Source organism: Erythrobacter litoralis (assembly GCF_001719165.1).
Classification (GTDB): Bacteria; Pseudomonadota; Alphaproteobacteria; order Sphingomonadales; family Sphingomonadaceae; genus Erythrobacter; species Erythrobacter litoralis.
Map to the genome: position 1 here is coordinate 2,172,142 of NZ_CP017057.1, position 17,393 is coordinate 2,189,534.

Annotated in this window: 18 protein-coding genes; 11 read left to right on the top strand and 7 right to left on the bottom strand. The window is 67.7% G+C overall.

Translation table 11 applies throughout. The features are described 5' to 3' along the window. Nucleotides 1-13 precede the first annotated feature (13 nt). From Ga0102493_RS10345 to Ga0102493_RS10360, 4 genes are all read left to right on the top strand, one after another. A complete protein-coding gene (locus tag Ga0102493_RS10345) occupies nucleotides 14-277 on the top strand; it encodes an acylphosphatase (protein WP_034900708.1) in 264 nt (87 codons plus the stop codon). 82 nt (nucleotides 278-359) lie between these two features. Continuing rightward, nucleotides 360-770, top strand: coding sequence for a BLUF domain-containing protein (locus tag Ga0102493_RS10350; protein ID WP_034900707.1), 411 nt, complete (start codon nucleotides 360-362; stop codon nucleotides 768-770). A gap of 103 nt (nucleotides 771-873) precedes the next feature. Continuing rightward, nucleotides 874-1,389, top strand: coding sequence for a hypothetical protein (locus tag Ga0102493_RS10355; protein ID WP_034900706.1), 516 nt, complete (start codon nucleotides 874-876; stop codon nucleotides 1,387-1,389). A gap of 105 nt (nucleotides 1,390-1,494) precedes the next feature. Next, a complete protein-coding gene (locus Ga0102493_RS10360) occupies nucleotides 1,495-2,202 on the top strand; it encodes a diguanylate cyclase (protein ID WP_034900704.1) in 708 nt (235 codons plus the stop codon). Nucleotides 2,203-2,211: 9 nt separating this feature from the next. Here Ga0102493_RS10360 and Ga0102493_RS10365 read toward each other — a convergent pair whose 3' ends face one another. After that, a complete protein-coding gene (locus tag Ga0102493_RS10365) occupies nucleotides 2,212-2,796 on the bottom strand; it encodes a pyridoxamine 5'-phosphate oxidase family protein (protein WP_034900702.1) in 585 nt (194 codons plus the stop codon). Between the two features lie 180 nt (nucleotides 2,797-2,976). Between Ga0102493_RS10365 and Ga0102493_RS15755 the strand changes: the two genes are divergently transcribed. Continuing rightward, nucleotides 2,977-4,095 (top strand): RcnB family protein, encoded by a 1,119-nt coding sequence (locus Ga0102493_RS15755; RefSeq protein ID WP_081845502.1) that lies wholly within the window; start codon nucleotides 2,977-2,979, stop codon nucleotides 4,093-4,095. 143 nt (nucleotides 4,096-4,238) lie between these two features. Next, complete coding sequence (locus Ga0102493_RS10375; RefSeq protein WP_034900700.1) at nucleotides 4,239-4,907, top strand: prolyl hydroxylase family protein; 669 nt, start codon at nucleotides 4,239-4,241, stop codon at nucleotides 4,905-4,907. Between the two features lie 33 nt (nucleotides 4,908-4,940). Here the strand turns inward: Ga0102493_RS10375 and Ga0102493_RS10380 are convergent, their stop codons facing one another. Then, entirely contained in the window at nucleotides 4,941-6,554 is a 1,614-nt protein-coding gene (locus Ga0102493_RS10380; RefSeq protein ID WP_069297607.1) for a lysine--tRNA ligase, read from the bottom strand. Between the two features lie 242 nt (nucleotides 6,555-6,796). Here Ga0102493_RS10380 and Ga0102493_RS10385 point away from each other — a divergent pair, with 242 nt between their 5' ends. The 3 genes from Ga0102493_RS10385 (at nucleotide 6,797) to Ga0102493_RS10395 (ending at nucleotide 10,726) form a co-directional block, all read left to right on the top strand. Further along, nucleotides 6,797-9,469: an ATP-dependent DNA helicase gene (locus tag Ga0102493_RS10385; RefSeq protein ID WP_236922340.1), complete on the top strand. Its 2,673-nt coding sequence runs from the start codon at nucleotides 6,797-6,799 to the stop codon at nucleotides 9,467-9,469. Further along, nucleotides 9,466-10,098 carry a hypothetical protein gene (locus Ga0102493_RS10390; RefSeq protein WP_034900699.1) on the top strand — a complete coding sequence of 211 codons (633 nt, stop codon included), beginning with the start codon at nucleotides 9,466-9,468 and terminating at the stop codon, nucleotides 10,096-10,098. The genes Ga0102493_RS10385 and Ga0102493_RS10390 overlap by 4 nt, the downstream gene beginning before the upstream one ends. Nucleotides 10,099-10,186: 88 nt before the next feature. Beyond that, complete coding sequence (locus Ga0102493_RS10395) at nucleotides 10,187-10,726, top strand: SixA phosphatase family protein (protein ID WP_034900698.1); 540 nt, start codon at nucleotides 10,187-10,189, stop codon at nucleotides 10,724-10,726. On the opposite strand, the gene Ga0102493_RS10400 is transcribed toward Ga0102493_RS10395, so the two are convergent. From Ga0102493_RS10400 to Ga0102493_RS10415, 4 genes are all read right to left on the bottom strand, one after another. After that, the gene (locus Ga0102493_RS10400) at nucleotides 10,723-11,460 is read right to left on the bottom strand and encodes a class I SAM-dependent DNA methyltransferase (RefSeq protein WP_051697490.1); all 738 of its coding nucleotides are present in this window, start codon (nucleotides 11,458-11,460) and stop codon (nucleotides 10,723-10,725) included. The two genes, Ga0102493_RS10395 and Ga0102493_RS10400, sit on opposite strands and share 4 nt — an antisense overlap. Before the next feature lie 19 nt (nucleotides 11,461-11,479). Beyond that, nucleotides 11,480-12,109, bottom strand: coding sequence for an SOS response-associated peptidase (locus Ga0102493_RS10405; protein WP_034900696.1), 630 nt, complete (start codon nucleotides 12,107-12,109; stop codon nucleotides 11,480-11,482). Further along, nucleotides 12,109-13,023: a 4-hydroxybenzoate octaprenyltransferase gene (gene ubiA / locus Ga0102493_RS10410; protein WP_034900694.1), complete on the bottom strand. Its 915-nt coding sequence runs from the start codon at nucleotides 13,021-13,023 to the stop codon at nucleotides 12,109-12,111. The genes Ga0102493_RS10405 and ubiA overlap by 1 nt, the downstream gene beginning before the upstream one ends. Nucleotides 13,024-13,267: 244 nt before the next feature. Next, nucleotides 13,268-13,669, bottom strand: a complete 402-nt coding sequence (locus tag Ga0102493_RS10415) for a hypothetical protein (protein WP_034900692.1) — start codon at nucleotides 13,667-13,669, stop codon at nucleotides 13,268-13,270. Nucleotides 13,670-13,708: 39 nt separating this feature from the next. Here Ga0102493_RS10415 and Ga0102493_RS10420 point away from each other — a divergent pair, with 39 nt between their 5' ends. Continuing rightward, the gene (locus tag Ga0102493_RS10420; protein WP_034900691.1) at nucleotides 13,709-14,464 is read left to right on the top strand and encodes a 16S rRNA (uracil(1498)-N(3))-methyltransferase; all 756 of its coding nucleotides are present in this window, start codon (nucleotides 13,709-13,711) and stop codon (nucleotides 14,462-14,464) included. A 75-nt stretch (nucleotides 14,465-14,539) separates the two neighbouring features. Next, complete coding sequence (locus tag Ga0102493_RS10425; protein ID WP_034900690.1) at nucleotides 14,540-15,913, top strand: glutamate--cysteine ligase; 1,374 nt, start codon at nucleotides 14,540-14,542, stop codon at nucleotides 15,911-15,913. A 24-nt stretch (nucleotides 15,914-15,937) separates the two neighbouring features. Here Ga0102493_RS10425 and Ga0102493_RS10430 read toward each other — a convergent pair whose 3' ends face one another. After that, entirely contained in the window at nucleotides 15,938-17,341 is a 1,404-nt protein-coding gene (locus Ga0102493_RS10430; RefSeq protein ID WP_051697488.1) for a methyltransferase family protein, read from the bottom strand. Between the last annotated feature and the right edge of the window lie 52 nt (nucleotides 17,342-17,393).

Here is a 17,393-nt window from a genome sequence, read left to right on the forward strand (position 1 = left end):
CTAGGCCTCACACATGGCAATCAACCTCATCGTCCACGGGCGTGTCCAGGGCGTCTTCTACCGCGACTGGACGGTGCGGACCGCCCGGGCGCTCGGCCTTGCAGGCTGGGTGCGCAATCTCGCCGACGGCACGGTCGAGGCGCATCTCGAAGGTGATGCCGGTGCAACCCGCACGATGATCGCAAGAATGCGTGACGGCCCGCCGCGGGCTGAAGTCACGCGGATCGACCAAAGCCCCGCCGAACCGCAAGACCTTTCCGCCTTCGGACGGCGCTGACCCCGGCTCGCGCCGCCGATGCCGCTGGCGCTCCCCGCCCCGCAGGTGCTACACGCCCGAGGCACGCAGCAGGAGCGCCGCCATGAAGCAGCTTATCTATCGCTCGCAGCCTTTCGGCTTCGACCACGCCATGCTCGACGGCATCCTCATGGCCGCGCGGCGCAACAACCGCGAAAACGACATCACCGGCGCGCTGATCTGCCGGCAGGACATGTATATTCAGCTGGTCGAGGGTCCGGACGACGCGATCGACGCGCTCTATGAACGCATTCTCGCCGATGACCGCCACACCGATGTGAAGCTCGAAATGTCGACCGCGATCGAGGAGCGCATGTTCCCCGGATGGGCGATGCTCGACGACACCAATCCGTCGATGACCTTTTCCAAGGACGAGGTCGAGGACGGTTCGATCGACCGCGCCAGTCCCGAAGCCCTGCGGACCCTGTTCCGCCGGATCGCCGAAAAGGCCGCCGCCGCGCGCACGCCGACCTAGGCGCGCCCCCTTCCCGCCGCTGCCCCGCTCCTCGTCCCGCTGACGCCCCGTCCTGCCCCGCGCAAGCTGGTATGCGAGAAATGCAAGTCCTAGTTCGCGGCCCATGCCCGACCTGCCCCGGCAATTGCGCAAGAACCGGCTCTGGCCGCTCGCCGCCTTTCTCGTAGTCGCGGCGCTGGGCTGGGGCGCGCATGCGGCGATCGGCGGGGTCTATTCCGGGGCCGAAGCACGCGACCTGCTCGAGGCGCTGAGCCGCGCGGGCCTCTATCTCGGATCGGCCATCGTCACCGGGTCCGCCACCACCCTTGCCCTGATGCTGACCATGGTCGGAATGATCGACCGGCTCGAAACCGAATTCAACCGCGAGGCCTACGAGAACGTCAACATGGTGGCGAAACTGGCAACCGGATCGCTGCTGCTGGCGCTGATCGTGCTGCTCGCCTTCACTCTGCCCGTCGGCGAGTTCGAGGACATGCCCGATCAATGGTTCGAGATCCTCTACGATGCGCTATTCGCCGGGGCCGTGGCGATGGTCGGCCTGATGGCGGCGACCGTGGTGATGATCTACCTCACGCTGCGCCGCGTGCTGGCCGCGGTAACCCCAGGCGATGCGTTCTGAGCAAACCGGGCACGCACCCGCTCCCGCCCCCTTCCGAAGCTTTACGCGTCTTTAACCAAACAAACGGCATCCTGCCCCAGCAGGGAGCAATACAGGGGCAGTGACATGGCAGGGGGCCATTTCGGCGGCGACGCGGTGGCGCTCGCGCTCGACCCGGCAACGGGGCTCATCGCCGCAATGGCGCTGGCGATGGTCGTGACTGCCTTCGCGCTGACCCGCCGCCCGCCCACCAAGGCATCGGTGACGCGAGCGCGAGCCGGGCAAGGAGCGCTGGAGGGCCTGTTCGGGACCGATCGCTTCGAACGCGAACTGCGCCGCGCCGCACGCAGGCCTCAGCGTCCCTATTCCGGGGAAAGCGTGGTCATGGCGCGGATCGACCACCTGCACTGCGTCGAACGCATCCGGGGCGAGGATATGCGGCGCGAGGCTGCCGCGCGGGTGGCACGGATCATGCGAGCCGGACTGCGCCGGACCGATAAGTTTCACACGATACCCGGCGATGGTTTCGTGATCGTCATCGAGGGCGCGCGAGAGGCCGAAGCCGCCGGCATTGCCGGGCGGCTGCGACGTGTGCTCGCCCGCACGACCCATTCCGGCCACGTCGATGCGATGCGCGTAACGGCGAGTTTCGGCGTAGCGGAGAGGCGCGCGGGTGAGAGTTTCGACACGGCGCAGACAAAGGCGCAAGACGCGCTCGATGCGGCCATGCACTGCGGTGAGGACTGCGTCGTCATGGCCAGCGAGAGCGAGGAAATCCTGTGCCTTCCGCCGCCCGCCCCGTCGCAGGATGGCATCGCGGCGAAGGGGGCCTGACCCGGCATTCTACGGCGAGAGCCACCGTCCCCTCCACTCTCCGCGCCCATCGCGTTCGAATCCGGCGCGAACATGGCCGGTATGGGCGAGGTAGAGCCAGTCGAGGCTTGCGAGCTCGACCATCAGGACCGCGAAATTGGGACGACCCGCGACCAGTTGATCGTCGGTCGGCTCGACCCCTTCGAAAGCGCTCGGAAGGCCGGAAGTCGGCGCCTCGCTGGGCGTGCCGGGGCCATCGCCGAGATAGCAGCGCCGTGCGAAATTGGTTCCTTTCGCCCATGCCTCGTCGGCGATCGAGGCATCGGTGTGGACGCTCGCCTTGCCGCGGGCGCGGATCTGGATCTTCGAACCCTTGTCATAGAACAGCACCGCCGCGCGCGGATCGGCAGCGAAAGCATCGGTCTTGGGCGCCCGGGTATCGGTGTGGAAGCGCAGCGTGAAGGCCGTGCTGTCGAAGGCGCGAAGCACCATGATGCGGGCATCGACATCGCCGGAGACGACAGCGGGGGTGTGCATTGGCGACTTGCGATCGCGCGCGGCACGGACGAGACGGTTGGTGAGGTCCTGAAGGACATCGTCGAGTTGGTCGAACATGCCCGCTCCCTTGCGCGCTCGACCGGACGGGATCAAGGCGCGCTCTGTTTGTTCATTCTTGACCCCGGCAACATGAACGTCGACCTGCCGCCCCGGTTCAGGCCGGGGACAGGGCGCGGCCGCTAGACGGGCATCATCACTCAAGCCGTGTGTGGTGGGGCGGCGACATTGGAGGCACACATGGACATTACCCGATTGATGCGAGGCAGCGCGCTCTCGGCACTCGCTCTTGCCCTCGCCGCGATCGCCGCACCCGATCCGGCCGTAGCGGCAAACGCTGTTGCGGACGCATCAGCCTCGGCCGAAATCCAACCGCGCGGAGAGCGCCGTGCGACCCGCAGCGAAGCCCGCTCGCAGCGCCGCGCAGCCCGTCAGCAAGCACGCAGCCAGCGCCGCGAAGCTCGCCAGCAGGTTCGCCGCGAACGCCCGGCAGTGGTCCGTTCAGGACGCGCCGTGGAGCGGCGCGAGCGCGCGCAACCCCGCCTCGAACGCTCCGCCCGACCCGCGCGCGAACGATCGGTCAGGACTGCTCGCGAGCGGCCCGACCGGCTCGAACAGCGCGCAGAGCGCAGCGCTCGGCAGGCCGAACGCCGGCTCGAGCGGCGCGCGGAACGCCTCGAAAGCCGCGCGGATCGCCGCGCGGACCGCGTTGACCGGCGTGGTGAACGCAGGGCCGACCGGTTCGATCGCCGCGCGGATCGCAGGGAAGATCGCCGTGCGGATCGCAGGGCCGATCGCAGGGAAGATCGCCGCGCGGATCGCAGGGCCGATCGGCGCAGGGATCGGGGCTTCGACGACCGGATCGCGCGCGGCGTCGGCCGTGCGGACCGTGCCGTCGATCGCCGGGCCGACCGTAGAGCCGAACGCAGGGCCGAGCGTCGTCGGGAAATCCGCCGCGACCGGCGGCGCGACTTCAGGCGTGAAATCCGTCGCGAAAGGCGCGACGGCTTCCGCGACGGGGTCCGGGCCGAGCGGCGTGCGAATTTCCGCCGCTGGGACCGGCGCTGGCGCGACAATGGCCGCTTTGGCTGGCGCGACTATCGGCGCGCGCACCGCCAACACTTCCGGCTCGGTCGCTATTTCGCCCCTTTCCGCGCGCACCGTTACAGCCGGATCGGGATCGGCTGGCATCTCGACAGCCTGTTCTTCCAGCCGCGCTTCTTCATCAACGATCCCTGGGCCTTCCGCCTGCCGCCGGCCTACGAACCCTATCGCTGGGTTCGCTATTACGACGACGTGCTGCTGGTCGATGTCTACACCGGTGAGGTCGTCGACGTGATCTACGATTTCTTCTGGTAGGTCCTTTCACAAGGCGAACCGCCCCCGTCCGCGCCTGCGGCCGGGGGCCCTTTTTTCTCGCCCTCGCCCGTTGCCCCCGTCATCGCCTGCATCGGCCCATCCCTTCTTGCGCCCGAGCGTGCGCCTGTTAGAGAGGCGCCCCCATGCCCAAGGCCCCAGCCATTCCCGATCAGGACGCGCTGCGCCGCATAGGCGGTCAGGTGACGAAGCGCCTCGATGACGATCCCGGCGTGTACCGGATCGACACCGACAAGGCCGACCTGTTCGCGGTCGGAGACTTCCTCACCCCTGCCGAATGCCAACGGCTGTGCCTCATGATCGACGAGGTCGCGCGTCCCTCCAGCCTTCACGAACAGGGCTATGAAAGCGGCTTTCGCACTTCCTATTCGGGCGACCTCGACCCGCATAACAGCTTCGTGATGGGCATTTCGCGCCGGATCGACGATTTGCTCGGACTGAATCCCGCCACCGGCGAAGCGATCCAGGGCCAGCGTTATCTGCCGGGGCAGGAATTCAAGCCGCACAATGACTGGTTCTACACCTCCGAGGGCTACTGGCCGCTCGAACGCAAGCGCGGCGGGCAGCGAAGCTGGACCGCGATGGCCTTCCTCAACGAGGTCGAGGAAGGGGGACACACCCATTTCACCGAGATCGGCGTCTCGATCGAGCCCAAGCCGGGCGTGCTCCTGATCTGGAACAATGCCGACAGGGACGGCGCACCCAACGAACTGACAAAGCATGCCGGCACCCCGGTGGGCAAGGGCGTGAAATACATCATAACCAAGTGGTATCGCACCCGGCGCTGGCGCTAGGTCGGGGCGTTTTGTCGCTTGCGCTTAGCCAACCTAACGTGACAGCGCCTCGGCGATCAGTTTCCTCGTCGGCTCGATCCCGTAAAGCGCGATGAAGCTGCCCATCCGCGGCCCCTGCGCGGAGCCCAGCAGCGTCTGGTAGAGCGCCTGGAACCAGTCGCGCAGCGAGCCGAAGCCGAATTCCTCGCGCTTGCCGATTTCGTAGACGATGGTCTGGAGATCCTCCGCCGCCATGTCGGCCGGCACCGCGCCAAGTTCCGCATCGAGAGCGCGCAGCGCCTCGGCCTCGGCAGGCGTCGGCGCGCGCTTGACCAGCGTGGGCGCGACGAAATCGCGGTTGTAGGCAAGTGCCTTGTCGACGAGGAGATCGAGCGCCGGGTGCGCGGCCGGGTCCGCGTCCTCGATGTAGTTCGCAAGATAGGACCACACCGCCTCGCGGCTGCCTTCGGCCCCCAGCACGCCGACGAGATTGAGCAGCAGGCTGAATGGCACAGGCAGCTTGTCGCCCGCGCCGGGCGCATCGGGCCCGTCCACCGCCGCGTTCGCGCGCAGGAGGTGCCAGACGGGGTTGCCAAGCTGCTTGTCGAGTTCCTGTTCGGGCAGCTTCTCGCGGAATTGCCAGTAATCGTCGATCGCCTTGGGGATAACGCCCGCGTGGAGCTGTTTCGCGCTCTTGGGATTGGCGAAGATGTAATAGCCGAGGCTCTCCTCGCTGCCATATTGCAGCCATTCCTCGATCGACAGGCCATTGCCCTTCGACTTCGAGATCTTCTCGCCCTTCGCATCGAGGAACAGCTCGTAGATCAGCCCTTCCGGCTTGTTCCCGCCGAGCACGCGGGCGATCTTGCCCGACTGCACGCCGCTGTCGGTCAGGTCCTTGCCGTACATCTCGTAATCGACGCCGAGTTCGACCCAGCGCATCGCCCAGTCGACCTTCCACTGGCACTTGGCCTTGCCGCCCAATGCGCTCTGTTCGACTTGCGTGCCGTCTTCGTCGGTGAAGCGGATCAGGCCCGCATCGGCATCGACCACCTCGATCGGCACCTGCAGGACCGCGCCGGAGGTCGGGCTGATCGGCATGAGCGGGGAATAGGTCCTGCGCCGTTCCTCGCCCAATGTCGGCAGCATGATGTCCATGATCGCGTCGAAGCCGCGCAGCACCTTGCGGATGCCCTCGTCAAAGCCGCCTGCATTGTAGCGGTCGGAGGAACTGACGAATTCGTAGTCGAAACCGAACCGGTCGAGAAATTCGCGCAGGCGGGCATTGTTGTGGTGGGCAAAGCTTTCATGCGTGCCGAAGGGATCGGGGATGCGCGACAGGGGCTTGCCGAGATGTTCGGCCAGCATCTCGCGGTTCGGCACGTTGTCGGGCACCTTGCGCAGCCCGTCGAGATCGTCGCTGAACGCCACCAGCCGCGTCGGCGCGCCGCCGGTCAGCGCCTCGTAGGCGCGGCGCACCAGCGTCGTCCTCAGCACTTCCTGGAAGGTGCCGATATGCGGCAGGCCCGACGGGCCGTATCCGGTCTCGAACAGCACCGGCTCGCCTCCGGGCTTGCCGTCCCTCAACCGTTTCGCGAGGCGCTGTGCCTCCTGGAACGGCCAGGCCTTGGAACTTTGCGCTGCGGCTATGAAGGTGCTGTCACTCATGGCGAGCCGCATATGCACCTCGCCTGCGATTGTGCAAGCGCGAAGCGGCCGCAGGGCTTCGTGCAAAGCGGCGCGGGCGCGCGTTTACTTTCGCGCGGCGCTGCCCCATCTTGGCGATCGTGACGGTTCCCTCCACCGCCCCCGCCCCGCTGCCTCTGCCCGCGCTCCATGCCAGCCATGGGGGCAATTGGCTGCGCGCAGCGAATGGCGGAACCGAGGCGGTGTCCAAGGGCGATGCGATCATGGCCGCCGCCGATACGCCTGTCCTCATTCTCAACGCGCCGCTGGTCGCCAACCGGCTCGGCTATCCGGACCTTTCCGGTCTCGACCTGCTCGAAGCCTTCGCCTTCGTCCATCCTGCGCGCTTTTGCGTACCCACCGCGCGCGGCCTCGCCGAGGCGCTCGGCATGGAACCGCCGGAAGGCGATTCGGACGTGCCGGAATTCCTGCAGCGGGCGGCAGGTGCGCTGTGCGCGGCATGCGAGGAGCCCGAATGGTTCGAACGCGCCGGGGCGTGGAGCGCGCTGCAATCACTGGAACGGCTGCGCTGGCCGTGGGCACAGGTGCTGCGGCCACATATCGCGCGGCCGGAACGGGCGGAAAAATGGCTCTTTTCCGCGCTCCCCGAATGGGAGGAAGCGGCCGAGCGCGCCCCGCCCCGCCAGGTCGACCTTCCCGCCGAAGCGGTCCTTGCCCGGCTCGACCATCTGACCGGCGAAGGCGCGGAAAGGCGCGAGGGCCAGCGCGCCTATGCGCAGGACGCGGCGCGCATCTTCGCCCCCAGGACGAAGCGCGAAGTGCCGCATGTCGCGCTCGCCCAGGCGGGGACCGGGATCGGCAAGACGCTGGGCTATCTTGCCCCCGCCTCGGCCTGGGCGGAGGCATCCGGCGGGACCGTGTGGGTATCGACCTATACCAAGAACCTGCAACGCCAGCTGCGCAGCGAAAGCCGCCGCGCATGGCCGCTCAAACGCCCCGACGGATCGCCGCCCGTTGTCGTGCGCAAGGGGCGTGAGAACTATCTGTGCCTGCTCAATCTAGAGGACGCGCTGCAAGGCGGTTTTGCCGGCCGGCCGGCAATCCTCGCGCAACTGGTCGCGCGCTGGGCCGCCTTCACCCGCGACGGCGACATGATCGGCGGCGATCTGCCCGGCTGGCTGGGCACGCTGTTTCGCAGGCGCGGGATCGCCGCCCTCACCGACCAGCGCGGCGAATGCGTCTATGCGGGCTGCCCGCATTACCGCAAATGCTTCATCGAACGCGTCGGGCGCGAAAGCGCGAATGCCGACCTCGTCATTGCCAATCACGCGCTCGTGATGATCAACGCCGCCCGGGGCAGGGACCACGCCCAGCGCCCGACCCGCATCGTCTTCGACGAAGGTCACCACGTCTTCGAAGCCGCCGATTCCACCTTCGCCGCGACGCTTTCGGGGCAGGAGGCGATCGAACTGCGCCGCTGGATCATCGGGCCGGAAAAGAAGGCACGCGGGCGCAGGCGCGGTCTCTCCGCGCGGCTGGCGGACGTCGCCAGCTATGACGAGGCCGGCGGCGAGGCGATCGATGCGGCGAGCGAAGCGGGCAAGCTGCTCCCCTCCGACGGATGGCTGCAAAGACTGGTCGAGGGCGAACCTTGGGGACCGCTGGAGAAACTGCTCTTCGCGGTCCGCATCATCACCTATGCCCGCGATGAAAGCGGCGGGCAGGAAGCGGGCTACGGCATTGAGACCGAGGCTTCGGTCCTGCCGGGCGAGGTGATCGAGGCGGCAGGCGCTGCAGCGGAGGCGCTCGCCGCGATCCGCGTGCCGCTGATCCGGCTCGGCGGCAGGCTGGAGGCGATCATCGCCGATCCGCCGGACTGGCTGGATGGTCAGGGCCGCGCCCGGATCGAGGGGGCGCGCCATTCGCTCTCGTGGCGGGTCGAACTGCTCGCCGCATGGGAGGCCCTGCTCGATCGGCTCGGCGGGCCGGCCGATCCCGAATTCGTCGACTGGCTCGCGGTAGACCGCAACGACGCGCGCGAATTCGACGTGGCGATCCATCGCCGCTGGCTCGACCCGATGAAGCCCTTTGCCCGCGTCGTGCTGGAACCCGCGCACGGAGTGATGCTGACAAGCGCCACTCTCACCGACCGGATAGGCAGCGCAACGGGCGATTCCCGGGGCGCGGAATGGGACAGCGCGATCGCGCGCTCGGGCGCGGCGCATGTCGACTGCGCGCCGATGCTGACCAGTGCGAGCAGCCCGTTCGACTATGCCAGCCGCGCCGAGGTCCTGATCGTCACCGATATCCGCAAGGGCGACCTGCCCGCCCTCGCCGGGGCCTATGCGCGGATCATCGAGGCGTCCGAAGGCGGCGTGCTCGGCCTGTTCACCGCGATCCGGCGGATGCGCGCGGTCCATGGGCGCATCGCCGACCGGCTCGCCCGCGCAGGGCTCCCGCTCTACGCCCAGCATGTCGACCCGATCGACACCGGCACGCTGGTCGACATCTTCCGCGACGATCCCCGCGCGAGCCTGCTCGGCACCGATGCGCTGCGCGACGGGGTCGACGTGCCGGGACGGTCGCTGCGCTGCGTCGCCCTTGAATCGGTGCCCTGGCCGCGCCCGGACATCCTCCACAAGGCCCGCCGCGCCGCCGCTGCCGAGGCCGGGGGATCGGGCAGCCAGTACGACGATCGCATCATCCGCGCGAAACTCGCGCAAGGGTTCGGAAGGCTGATCCGGGGCAAGGAGGATGCGGGCCATTTCATCGTCCTTTCGCCGGCCTTCCCTTCGCGCCTGCTCTCGGCCTTTCCCGAAGGCACGGCGATCCGGCGAGTGACTCTCGACCAGGCGCTGGCGCGCATTTCGGCGGGCCTGATCGGCCCCGACGAGCCTGCGGAAGCGGGCATCGAAAACGAGGAGGCGCGGACATGATAGGCGATCTCGACAGCGCGCTGAGGGCAGTCGCGATCGGCGCCTGGCTGCTCCTGCTCGCGCAATATGCGGGCGTTGCGATGCGGGGCGAACTGCGCCTGCCGCTCGCGCTCATCGTGCTCGCGAACATCGCCGCGATGCTGGCGGGCGGGGGCCTGCTGCTGGCGTCGAGCCCGGCCGAGTCCGTCATCCTGATGCTCGCCGCGCTCGCGCCGTTCGCTGTCTGGCTTTCCGTCCTGCGACTGATCGGGCAGGGACCGGAGCCGCGCACCGCTCTTGTCGCGGCGCTGGCGGTGGGGGCTAGCTGGGCCGCGGTGCGCTATGCCGGACCTGCGGGCGAACCCGCCTTCTATGCGCTGCGGGTCCTGTCCTTTCTCTTCGCCGCCGACATCGTCAGGGCGGCAATGGCGGGCCGCGCACGCGACACGGTCCCCGCCCGCCGCGCGCTGCGCAGCTGGCTCGCCCCGCTCGCCGCGCTGCAGGCCGGGCTTGCGCCTCTTGCCGGTATCATCCTCGGCCCGGGCGCGTTTCCCGCTCCGATCTCACTGGCCCATGCCGCGCTCACGCTGACGCTCGCGATCCTGCTCGCGCTCGCCCTGTTCGTTCCCGAGCGCGCCCTGCTCGACTGAGGCTGCGCGCTTTCCCTTTACAGCACCGGCATGCTCGTGTTGGAGGAGCGTGTCGCCGGAATGTTCGCGAGGGAGCGCGAGAGGGTTCATGAAGCTGCTCGGATTGCTGCGCCACGCCAAGTCCGACTGGGGCGATGCCTCCTCACGCGATTTCGACCGCGGCCTGAACGAGCGCGGACGGCGCGGGGCAAAAGCGATCGGCGCGCATATCCGCGATCACGGGACGAAATGGGATATCCTGCTCGCCAGCCCGGCGGTGCGGGTCAAGGAGACGCTCGCCGTCGCGCTGCCCGAAATCGAGCCGGTTTTCGACACGCGGCTCTATCTCGCCGGTTACGAAACCATCCTCGAGGCGGTGCAGAATCATGCCGCCGACACCCCCAAGGAACCGGGCGCGATGCTCGTCTCGGGACACAATCCGGGCCTGCAGGAGCTGATCCTCGAACTCGTTTCACCGAGCCATGAAAGCGACCTGTTCCGCGAGGCCGCGATCAAGTTCCCGACCGCCGCCTACGCCATCCTCGAATGCCCTGTCGATTCGTGGGCGGACCTGCGCCCGCGCACGGCGAAGCTCGCCCATTTCGCGCGGCCCCGCGATCTCGACCCCGAGCTGGGTCCGCAGCGCTAGGACGGGCGCGCGGTCAGGAATGCCATGTTGCCCTCGCGCCGCGCCGCGATCGGCCTTGCCAGCCTGGATGCCGAATCCTCCAGCCGCGCTACCAGTTCCGCCAGCCGCCGGGGTGCGGCGACCTCGCCAGCGCGGTGCAGCGCGCCGAGATAGAGCCGCCCGGGGCCGCGATCCGCGACGAGACTGCTCGCGAAAACCTGCCCGCCGGGGACGGTGACCCGCGCCAGTTCGCGCGCGCGCGCGGCGATGTCCTCGAACAGATGCAGCACGCCCTGAGCGAGGACCGCGCCGAACGCGCCGTCGATGAACGGCAGGTCGAACAGGTCGGCCTGGAGGAACAGCACATGGTCCGGCACGCCCCCGGCCACGCGTCCGATCCGCTCACGCGCCGCCGCCAGCATGTCGAGCGACAGGTCCACCAGCATGGTCGGCCGCCCGGAACGCGCATGAACCCCGGCGGTCGAGACGAGCGTCCCGCAGCCCGCATCGAGGAGCGCTCCGGTCCCGCTTTCCGACGCGGCGTGCGCGAATTCCTCGTAAGACGCAGGTGAGGTGCCCCAGGCGAGCCGGTTGTAGAGCGCATTTCCGATCAGCGCGTCGTAAAGCCGCGCGCGCCCGTCATAGGACTGTCCTTCGACAGGGCGGGAAAGCGCGGACCAGATCCCCGGCCTTGCCTCGATCGGCTCGATCCCCGGCGCGAAGAGGTCGCGCAAATCCTTCGCCCCGTCCGTCATCGCCCTGCCCTTTCGCCCGTTACAGCAGGCTCTGCTGCGTCCCCCGGCCCTTGACCCAGCTTTCATCGGTGCGATCGAGCGCGATGTCGCCGCCCCACGGCCGGCAGAGCGCCTTCGCCTCCTCGGGCGAGCCCTGCACCCAGCCCGCATAGTCATCCGGCGCGAGGAGGACGGGCATGCGGGTATGCACGTCCTCGGCGGCAGAGCTGGCGCTTTCGGTCATCACCATCGAATAGCATGCGCCCCATTCCTCGCTTTCCCGCCACACGCCCGCCGCGGCGAAGATCGGTGCATCGGGCAGGGAAAGCCATGTCCGGGTCTTGGCGCCTTTCGGCCCTTCCGCCTCGGCCCAGCCGGTAAGCGGGATGAGGCAGCGCCGCTCCTCGAAGGAATATCGCCAGAAGAAGCTGTCCAGCTTGTCGGTGCGGCAATTGTTGACCGGCTTGGGCTTCAAGGGCTGGCCGCTCCTGCCCTTCATCACGAGCGGAAAGCCCCATACCATCGCGCGCACCTGTCCTCCGGCAGCGACGAGGCCGGGATAGCCGGGATAGACCTCTTCGCCATGGTTCGCCCCGCCAGCCGCGTTCACCGCGTCGAACCAGGCGGCGACCTCGTCCGCGTTCTTGGTCATGCGGTAGAGGTTGCACATCAGGCGAACCCCACCACGAAACACGCCGCCGCCATCAGCGCGCCCGCCCAGCGGTTCGAACGGAAGCGCTCGAGCGGATTGGCGGGGTCCTCCGCATCGAGTGTTGCGACCTGCCATGCGAGGTGACCCGCGACCGGGAGCAGGGCGGCGAGCGCCAGCGGATCGGGCCTGAAAAGCCAGAAGCCGAGCGCCCACAGCCCGATCGTCGCGGCATAGAATCCCGCTATCCCCGCATGGACCCGGGCGCCCATGGCAAGCGCGGAAGAGCGGATGCCGACCAGCGCATCGTCCTCGCGGTCCTGCAGGGCGTAGATCGTGTCGTATCCGATCACCCAGCAGATGCACCCGGCATAGAGCGCGCCGATCGCGTCCCAGTGATCGAGCCTCAATTGCGTCCAGCTCACCAGCAGGCCCCAGTTGAACACCATTCCAAGCCATGCCTGCGGCCACCAGGTAATCCGTTTCATGAAGGGATAGGCGGCAACAAGAGCAAGGCTGGCGAGCGCGACGGCTTGCGCCTCGATGCGCAATTGCAGCAGCACTCCAAGACCCACCATGCTGAGACAGACGAGCCAGATCCACGCCGTGCGCTTTGACACGCGCCCGCTCGCAACCGGCCTCGCGGCGGTGCGCGCGACGCTGGCATCGAGCTTTGCATCGACGATATCGTTGTAGACGCAGCCCGCCCCGCGCATCGCGATGGCCCCTGCAAGATAGAGGCCGAGCAAAGCCCCGAGCGCCTCCCACGGCACGCCGTATCCGCCCAGCAGCGTGCCGAAGGCGCAGGGCCAGAACAGCAGCCACCACCCGATCGGCCGGTCGAACCGGGCAAGCTGGGCAAGATCGCGCGGAAGCTGCGGCAGGCGCTCGACCAGCCCGCGATGTTCGGAATCGGGAACGACGTGCTCGCTCATGCCCCCTCCCTACACATCCGCGAGGCAGAGGCGAAGGCGGGAATGGGCCGCGGTGCCCTCGCTGGTTCGCGTAATGCAGACGGGGGTGACAGACTGGGAAGGTTCGCCCGTTGGATACGGCCTCGGCGAATCCTCCGCGCCTGCTTTGGCGTGCTGGATCTGCCTGCGCTCCCTTGCCAAGCCGCCTTTGCGCCCTTCCTGTAGGATCGGGTCCCGCGCGGCCGGCGGGGTGCGACACATCCGTTCAGGCGAAAGTCCGGGTTTTCGCGCGCTCTTCGGCGAGCGCCGCGCGCCAGCCGACGATCGCGGCGATGAACATCACGACATTGCCCGCGAAATCGAGCATCCCGATGGAGGTGAGCACAGGCACCTCGTAATGGAAATACCAGTTGAAGACGAAGAACGGGATCAGCAGCACGGCGTAGAGCGCGAAAGTCCGCGAAGTCCATTTCGACGCCAGCGCGACCAGTCCGAACAGCACCGCCTGCGCCCCGAAACAGGCGAGCGCGAAACGGGTGATGAAGGCATCGTCGCGGTAGGCCTCGGTCACGGCAAGTTCGATCACGCTGGCAGGCGCGACCAGCGCCCAGCCCCCCAGGACCAGGAATATTGCGGCGATGAGGAACTGGCAGAATCGGGCAATCATGCCTTGCTCGATACCGTTTGCCGCGCCTAGTGGGAAGCCATGCCCGCGACCCCCAACTGGCCTCCGAAAAGCGCCCCGCGCCTGTTCGTCGAACCCGAACTCGCCGCCGGGCAGCAGCGCGTGATCGAGGGCAATCCCGCCCATTACCTGGCCCGCGTCATGCGCGTCGCGCCGGGCGATGCCGTCATCCTGTGCGACGATGCGACCGGCGAATGGGCCGCGCGCGTGGTGGAGGCGGACAAGCGCAGCGTCACTCTCGAAGTGGCGGAACGCCTGCGCGAACGCGAAGAGGTGCCCGACCTCTGGCTGTGCCCGGCGCTGCTCAAGAAGGACCGCTTCGACCTCGTGCTCGAAAAGGCGACCGAACTGGGCGCCGCGCGCATCCAGCCCGTCCTCACCCGCCGCTGCGTCGCCGACAAGCTCAATGTCGGGCGCGCCAGCACGATCATCACCGAGGCGGCTGAGCAATGCGCCCGCACCGCGCTGCCGGAAATCGGCGATCCGGTGAAGCTCGACGCGCTGCTGGGCGACTGGCCCGAAACCCGCGCCCTGTTCTTCGCCGACGAGGATGGCGGTGAGCCTGTCGCCGACGCCTTCTGCTACCATGACGGCCCGGCCGCGATCCTGATCGGCCCCGAAGGCGGTTTCGACGATGCGGAACGCGCCGCGATCCGCGCCCATCCTGCCGCCCGCCCGGTAAGCCTCGGCCCGCGCATCCTGCGCGGCGAGACGGCGGCGATCGCCGCGCTCGCGGTGTGGATGGCCGAAGCGGGCGACTGGCTGGACGACGAATGAGCCTGCACGGCCGCCGCAACTTTGCGCTTCCCACGCCGCGGTCGGTTTTCTAGGGCAACGCACCGGGAGACATCCATGAGCACACGCGAGACCTCCAGCATCGACGAACCTGCCATCGAGGGGATGGAGGATCTCGTCGCACCGATGCTGCGCGGCGAAAAACCCGCATCCGACTGGCGCATCGGGACCGAGCACGAAAAGCTCGTCTACAAGCGCAAGGACTTCCGCGCGCCGTCCTATGACGAACCCTGCGGCATCCACGACCTGCTCATGAACCTTCGCGAATTCGGCTGGGAGCCGGTCGAGGAAGGCGGAAAGGTCATCGCGATGCGCGGCGAAGACGGCACGGTCAGCCTCGAACCGGCGGGCCAGCTCGAACTGTCGGGCGCGCCGCTCGAAAACCTGCACCAGACCTGCGCGGAGACGGGGCGGCATCTTGAACAGGTCAAGAAGGTCGGCGAGGCCTGCGGCGTGTCCTATCTCGGCCTCGGCATGTGGCCGGACAAGACCCGCGATGAACTGCCCGTCATGCCCAAGGGCCGCTATGAGATCATGATGCGGCACATGCCCCGGGTCGGCAATCTCGGGCTCGACATGATGCTGCGGACCTGCACCATCCAGGTCAATCTCGACTATTCATCCGAAGCCGACATGGTGAAGAAATTCCGCGTCGGCCTCGCGCTGCAACCGCTGGCGACCGCGCTGTTCGCCAATTCGCCCTTCACCGAAGGCAGGCCCAACGGCTATCTTTCCTATCGCAGCCACATCTGGTCCGACACCGATCCGCACCGCACCGGCATGCTGCCCTTCGTGTTCGAGGACGGCTTCGGCTATGAACGCTGGGCGCAGTACATGCTCGACGTGCCGATGTATTTCGTGTTTCGCGACGGGAAATACATCGATGCGGCGGGCCTGTCATTTCGCGATTTCCTCGAGGGCAGGCTTTCGGTCCTCCCGGGCGAGCGGCCCACGGCGAGCGATTGGTGGGACCACCTTTCCACGGCCTTTCCCGAAGTGCGGCTCAAGAGCTTTCTCGAAATGCGCGGTGCCGATGGCGGGCCGTGGAGCCGGATCTGCGCCCTGCCCGCTTTCTGGGTCGGCCTGCTCTACGATCAGGGCGCCCTCGATGCGGCGTGGGAACTGGTCAAGGACTGGTCGATGGAAGAGCGCGAGCGGCTGCGCAATGAAGTGCCGAGGCTCGCGCTCGACACGCGGCTTCCCGGCGGGACCGGGACGATGAAGGACCTGGGGCGCGAAGTGCTGGGGATCGCGCATGGCGGCCTTGCCGCGCGCTCCCGGCTCAATTCCAGCGGCGACAACGAAACCGGCTATCTCGAAACGCTCGACGAAATCGTCGCGACCGGCAAGGTCCCTGCCCAGCGCCTGCTCGACGCCTATCACGGCGAATGGAACGGCGACATTTCGCGGGTCTACAAATATTCGTTCTGATGCGGCGGGCGGCCAGCACGGCCGCTATTCGGCTGGCTCCGCAACCGCGCCGCGCGCGCTTCCCGGGCCGCGCCCGATCGCACGCACCAGCCGGGCAAGCGGCGCGGTGATGAGCCCGTGCTGATCCATCCACGCATGGTATTCGCGGTACTTCGCATCCTCGGCAAGGAGATGCGCCTCCTCGGTCCTGGCGCGCCAGTAATAGATCGCGTTGACGAGCAGCAGGAAGAAACAGTTGCGCACCGCGTCGGCGGCGGAATTGCTGGTGACGAGAAAGGGCATGACCGTAAGCCACCAGAACAGGTTCTTCGACAGATAGGCCGGGTGGCGGGTGAAGCGATACGGCCCGTTCGTCAGCACGCCGCGATAGGTGAGGTTTGAAAAGCGGATGCCGAAGGCAATCGTCGCCCAGGCATAGACAAGCGTCAGGAACACGATCATCCCCGCCCACAGCCACAAGAGCGCGGGCTGGCCTTCGAGCCAGTAGCCCCAGCCCGCGACATTGCGTTCATAGGACAGGATCTGGTTGCCGTTGCCGATGATCCCCCACACGAATGGCGGGTAACACAGCAGCGCCGCAATCCACCCGCCGAGGAAGGGATTGCCCGAACGGATATGCGCATCGAGCGGGCGCAGGGTGAGCAGATATCCAACGGTCCCGATCTGCACGTCGATCACGAACAGCAGCGCAACGAGGAACATGGCAAGCTCGACCGGGTTGCCCAGCATCTGCGCGGGGCTCGCTTCGACCACCTGCGCGAAACCGCCGGGCAGGATGGAGATCATGAAGGCGCTGAAAAACCCCTTTATCAGCCAGGCGCGCCAGTGCTTTGCGAGCTGCGACTTCTCCCAGCCTTCGCGGCCCGCGATCATCGCGCCGAAGTGCCAGGTCGAATCCCTGGGCTCCACCATGAACCGGTCGAGCCACAGGACATAGGGCACCGACAGCGCCATGAGCGGGATGAGCGCGGCGGCGAGAACCTCCATGGCGAACACATACGATCCGTCCCAGTACCACCGGCCAAGGCCGTAAAGCGCCGCGAGCCCGGCGAAGGTCGCCCACAGCCCAACGAGCTTGACGAGGCTGATGGGCCATGTCTCGGCGAACGGCCGCCGAAGCGTCCAGTCGATCCCGGTCGAGGGACGCAGATGCACCCGGTCCACCAGCACCGACCACGCCACCATCGGCCCTGCGGTGAAAACCATCGCGGCAAGCGCGGCATACGGCCCCGAAAGGACCCCGCGCGCGCCCGACAATGCGCCCGAAAGACCCAGCGTGTCGGCGATCAGGGGATAGGTGCGGCAGACGAGAATCCACACGAGCAGGCCGAGCAGGCCCGCAAGGCCCACGCCTGCCGACACGTCGCTTTCGGGCCTTCGACCTTCTGGCAGGCGCGCGGGCGCGCTCGGGAGGGATTCGGCGCTCATCAGGCGCTGAGCCTTAGCGCGAAGTGGTTAACGACCCGCTCAGACCTTGCGC

What these genes read in the sequence shown, in the direction of transcription:
- Ga0102493_RS10345 (WP_034900708.1), top strand. Translation starts at nt 14, where the DNA reads ATGGCAATCAACCTCATCGTCCACGGGCGTGTCCAGGGCGTCTTCTAC.
- Ga0102493_RS10350 (WP_034900707.1), top strand. Translation starts at nt 360, where the DNA reads ATGAAGCAGCTTATCTATCGCTCGCAGCCTTTCGGCTTCGACCACGCC.
- Ga0102493_RS10355 (WP_034900706.1), top strand. Translation starts at nt 874, where the DNA reads ATGCCCGACCTGCCCCGGCAATTGCGCAAGAACCGGCTCTGGCCGCTC.
- Ga0102493_RS10360 (WP_034900704.1), top strand. Translation starts at nt 1,495, where the DNA reads ATGGCAGGGGGCCATTTCGGCGGCGACGCGGTGGCGCTCGCGCTCGAC.
- Ga0102493_RS10365 (WP_034900702.1), bottom strand. Translation starts at nt 2,796, where the DNA reads ATGTTCGACCAACTCGACGATGTCCTTCAGGACCTCACCAACCGTCTC.
- Ga0102493_RS15755 (WP_081845502.1), top strand. Translation starts at nt 2,977, where the DNA reads ATGGACATTACCCGATTGATGCGAGGCAGCGCGCTCTCGGCACTCGCT.
- Ga0102493_RS10375 (WP_034900700.1), top strand. Translation starts at nt 4,239, where the DNA reads ATGCCCAAGGCCCCAGCCATTCCCGATCAGGACGCGCTGCGCCGCATA.
- Ga0102493_RS10380 (WP_069297607.1), bottom strand. Translation starts at nt 6,554, where the DNA reads ATGAGTGACAGCACCTTCATAGCCGCAGCGCAAAGTTCCAAGGCCTGG.
- Ga0102493_RS10385 (WP_236922340.1), top strand. Translation starts at nt 6,797, where the DNA reads ATGGCCGCCGCCGATACGCCTGTCCTCATTCTCAACGCGCCGCTGGTC.
- Ga0102493_RS10390 (WP_034900699.1), top strand. Translation starts at nt 9,466, where the DNA reads ATGATAGGCGATCTCGACAGCGCGCTGAGGGCAGTCGCGATCGGCGCC.
- Ga0102493_RS10395 (WP_034900698.1), top strand. Translation starts at nt 10,187, where the DNA reads ATGAAGCTGCTCGGATTGCTGCGCCACGCCAAGTCCGACTGGGGCGAT.
- Ga0102493_RS10400 (WP_051697490.1), bottom strand. Translation starts at nt 11,460, where the DNA reads ATGACGGACGGGGCGAAGGATTTGCGCGACCTCTTCGCGCCGGGGATC.
- Ga0102493_RS10405 (WP_034900696.1), bottom strand. Translation starts at nt 12,109, where the DNA reads ATGTGCAACCTCTACCGCATGACCAAGAACGCGGACGAGGTCGCCGCC.
- ubiA (WP_034900694.1), bottom strand. Translation starts at nt 13,023, where the DNA reads ATGAGCGAGCACGTCGTTCCCGATTCCGAACATCGCGGGCTGGTCGAG.
- Ga0102493_RS10415 (WP_034900692.1), bottom strand. Translation starts at nt 13,669, where the DNA reads ATGATTGCCCGATTCTGCCAGTTCCTCATCGCCGCAATATTCCTGGTC.
- Ga0102493_RS10420 (WP_034900691.1), top strand. Translation starts at nt 13,709, where the DNA reads ATGCCCGCGACCCCCAACTGGCCTCCGAAAAGCGCCCCGCGCCTGTTC.
- Ga0102493_RS10425 (WP_034900690.1), top strand. Translation starts at nt 14,540, where the DNA reads ATGAGCACACGCGAGACCTCCAGCATCGACGAACCTGCCATCGAGGGG.
- Ga0102493_RS10430 (WP_051697488.1), bottom strand. Translation starts at nt 17,341, where the DNA reads ATGAGCGCCGAATCCCTCCCGAGCGCGCCCGCGCGCCTGCCAGAAGGT.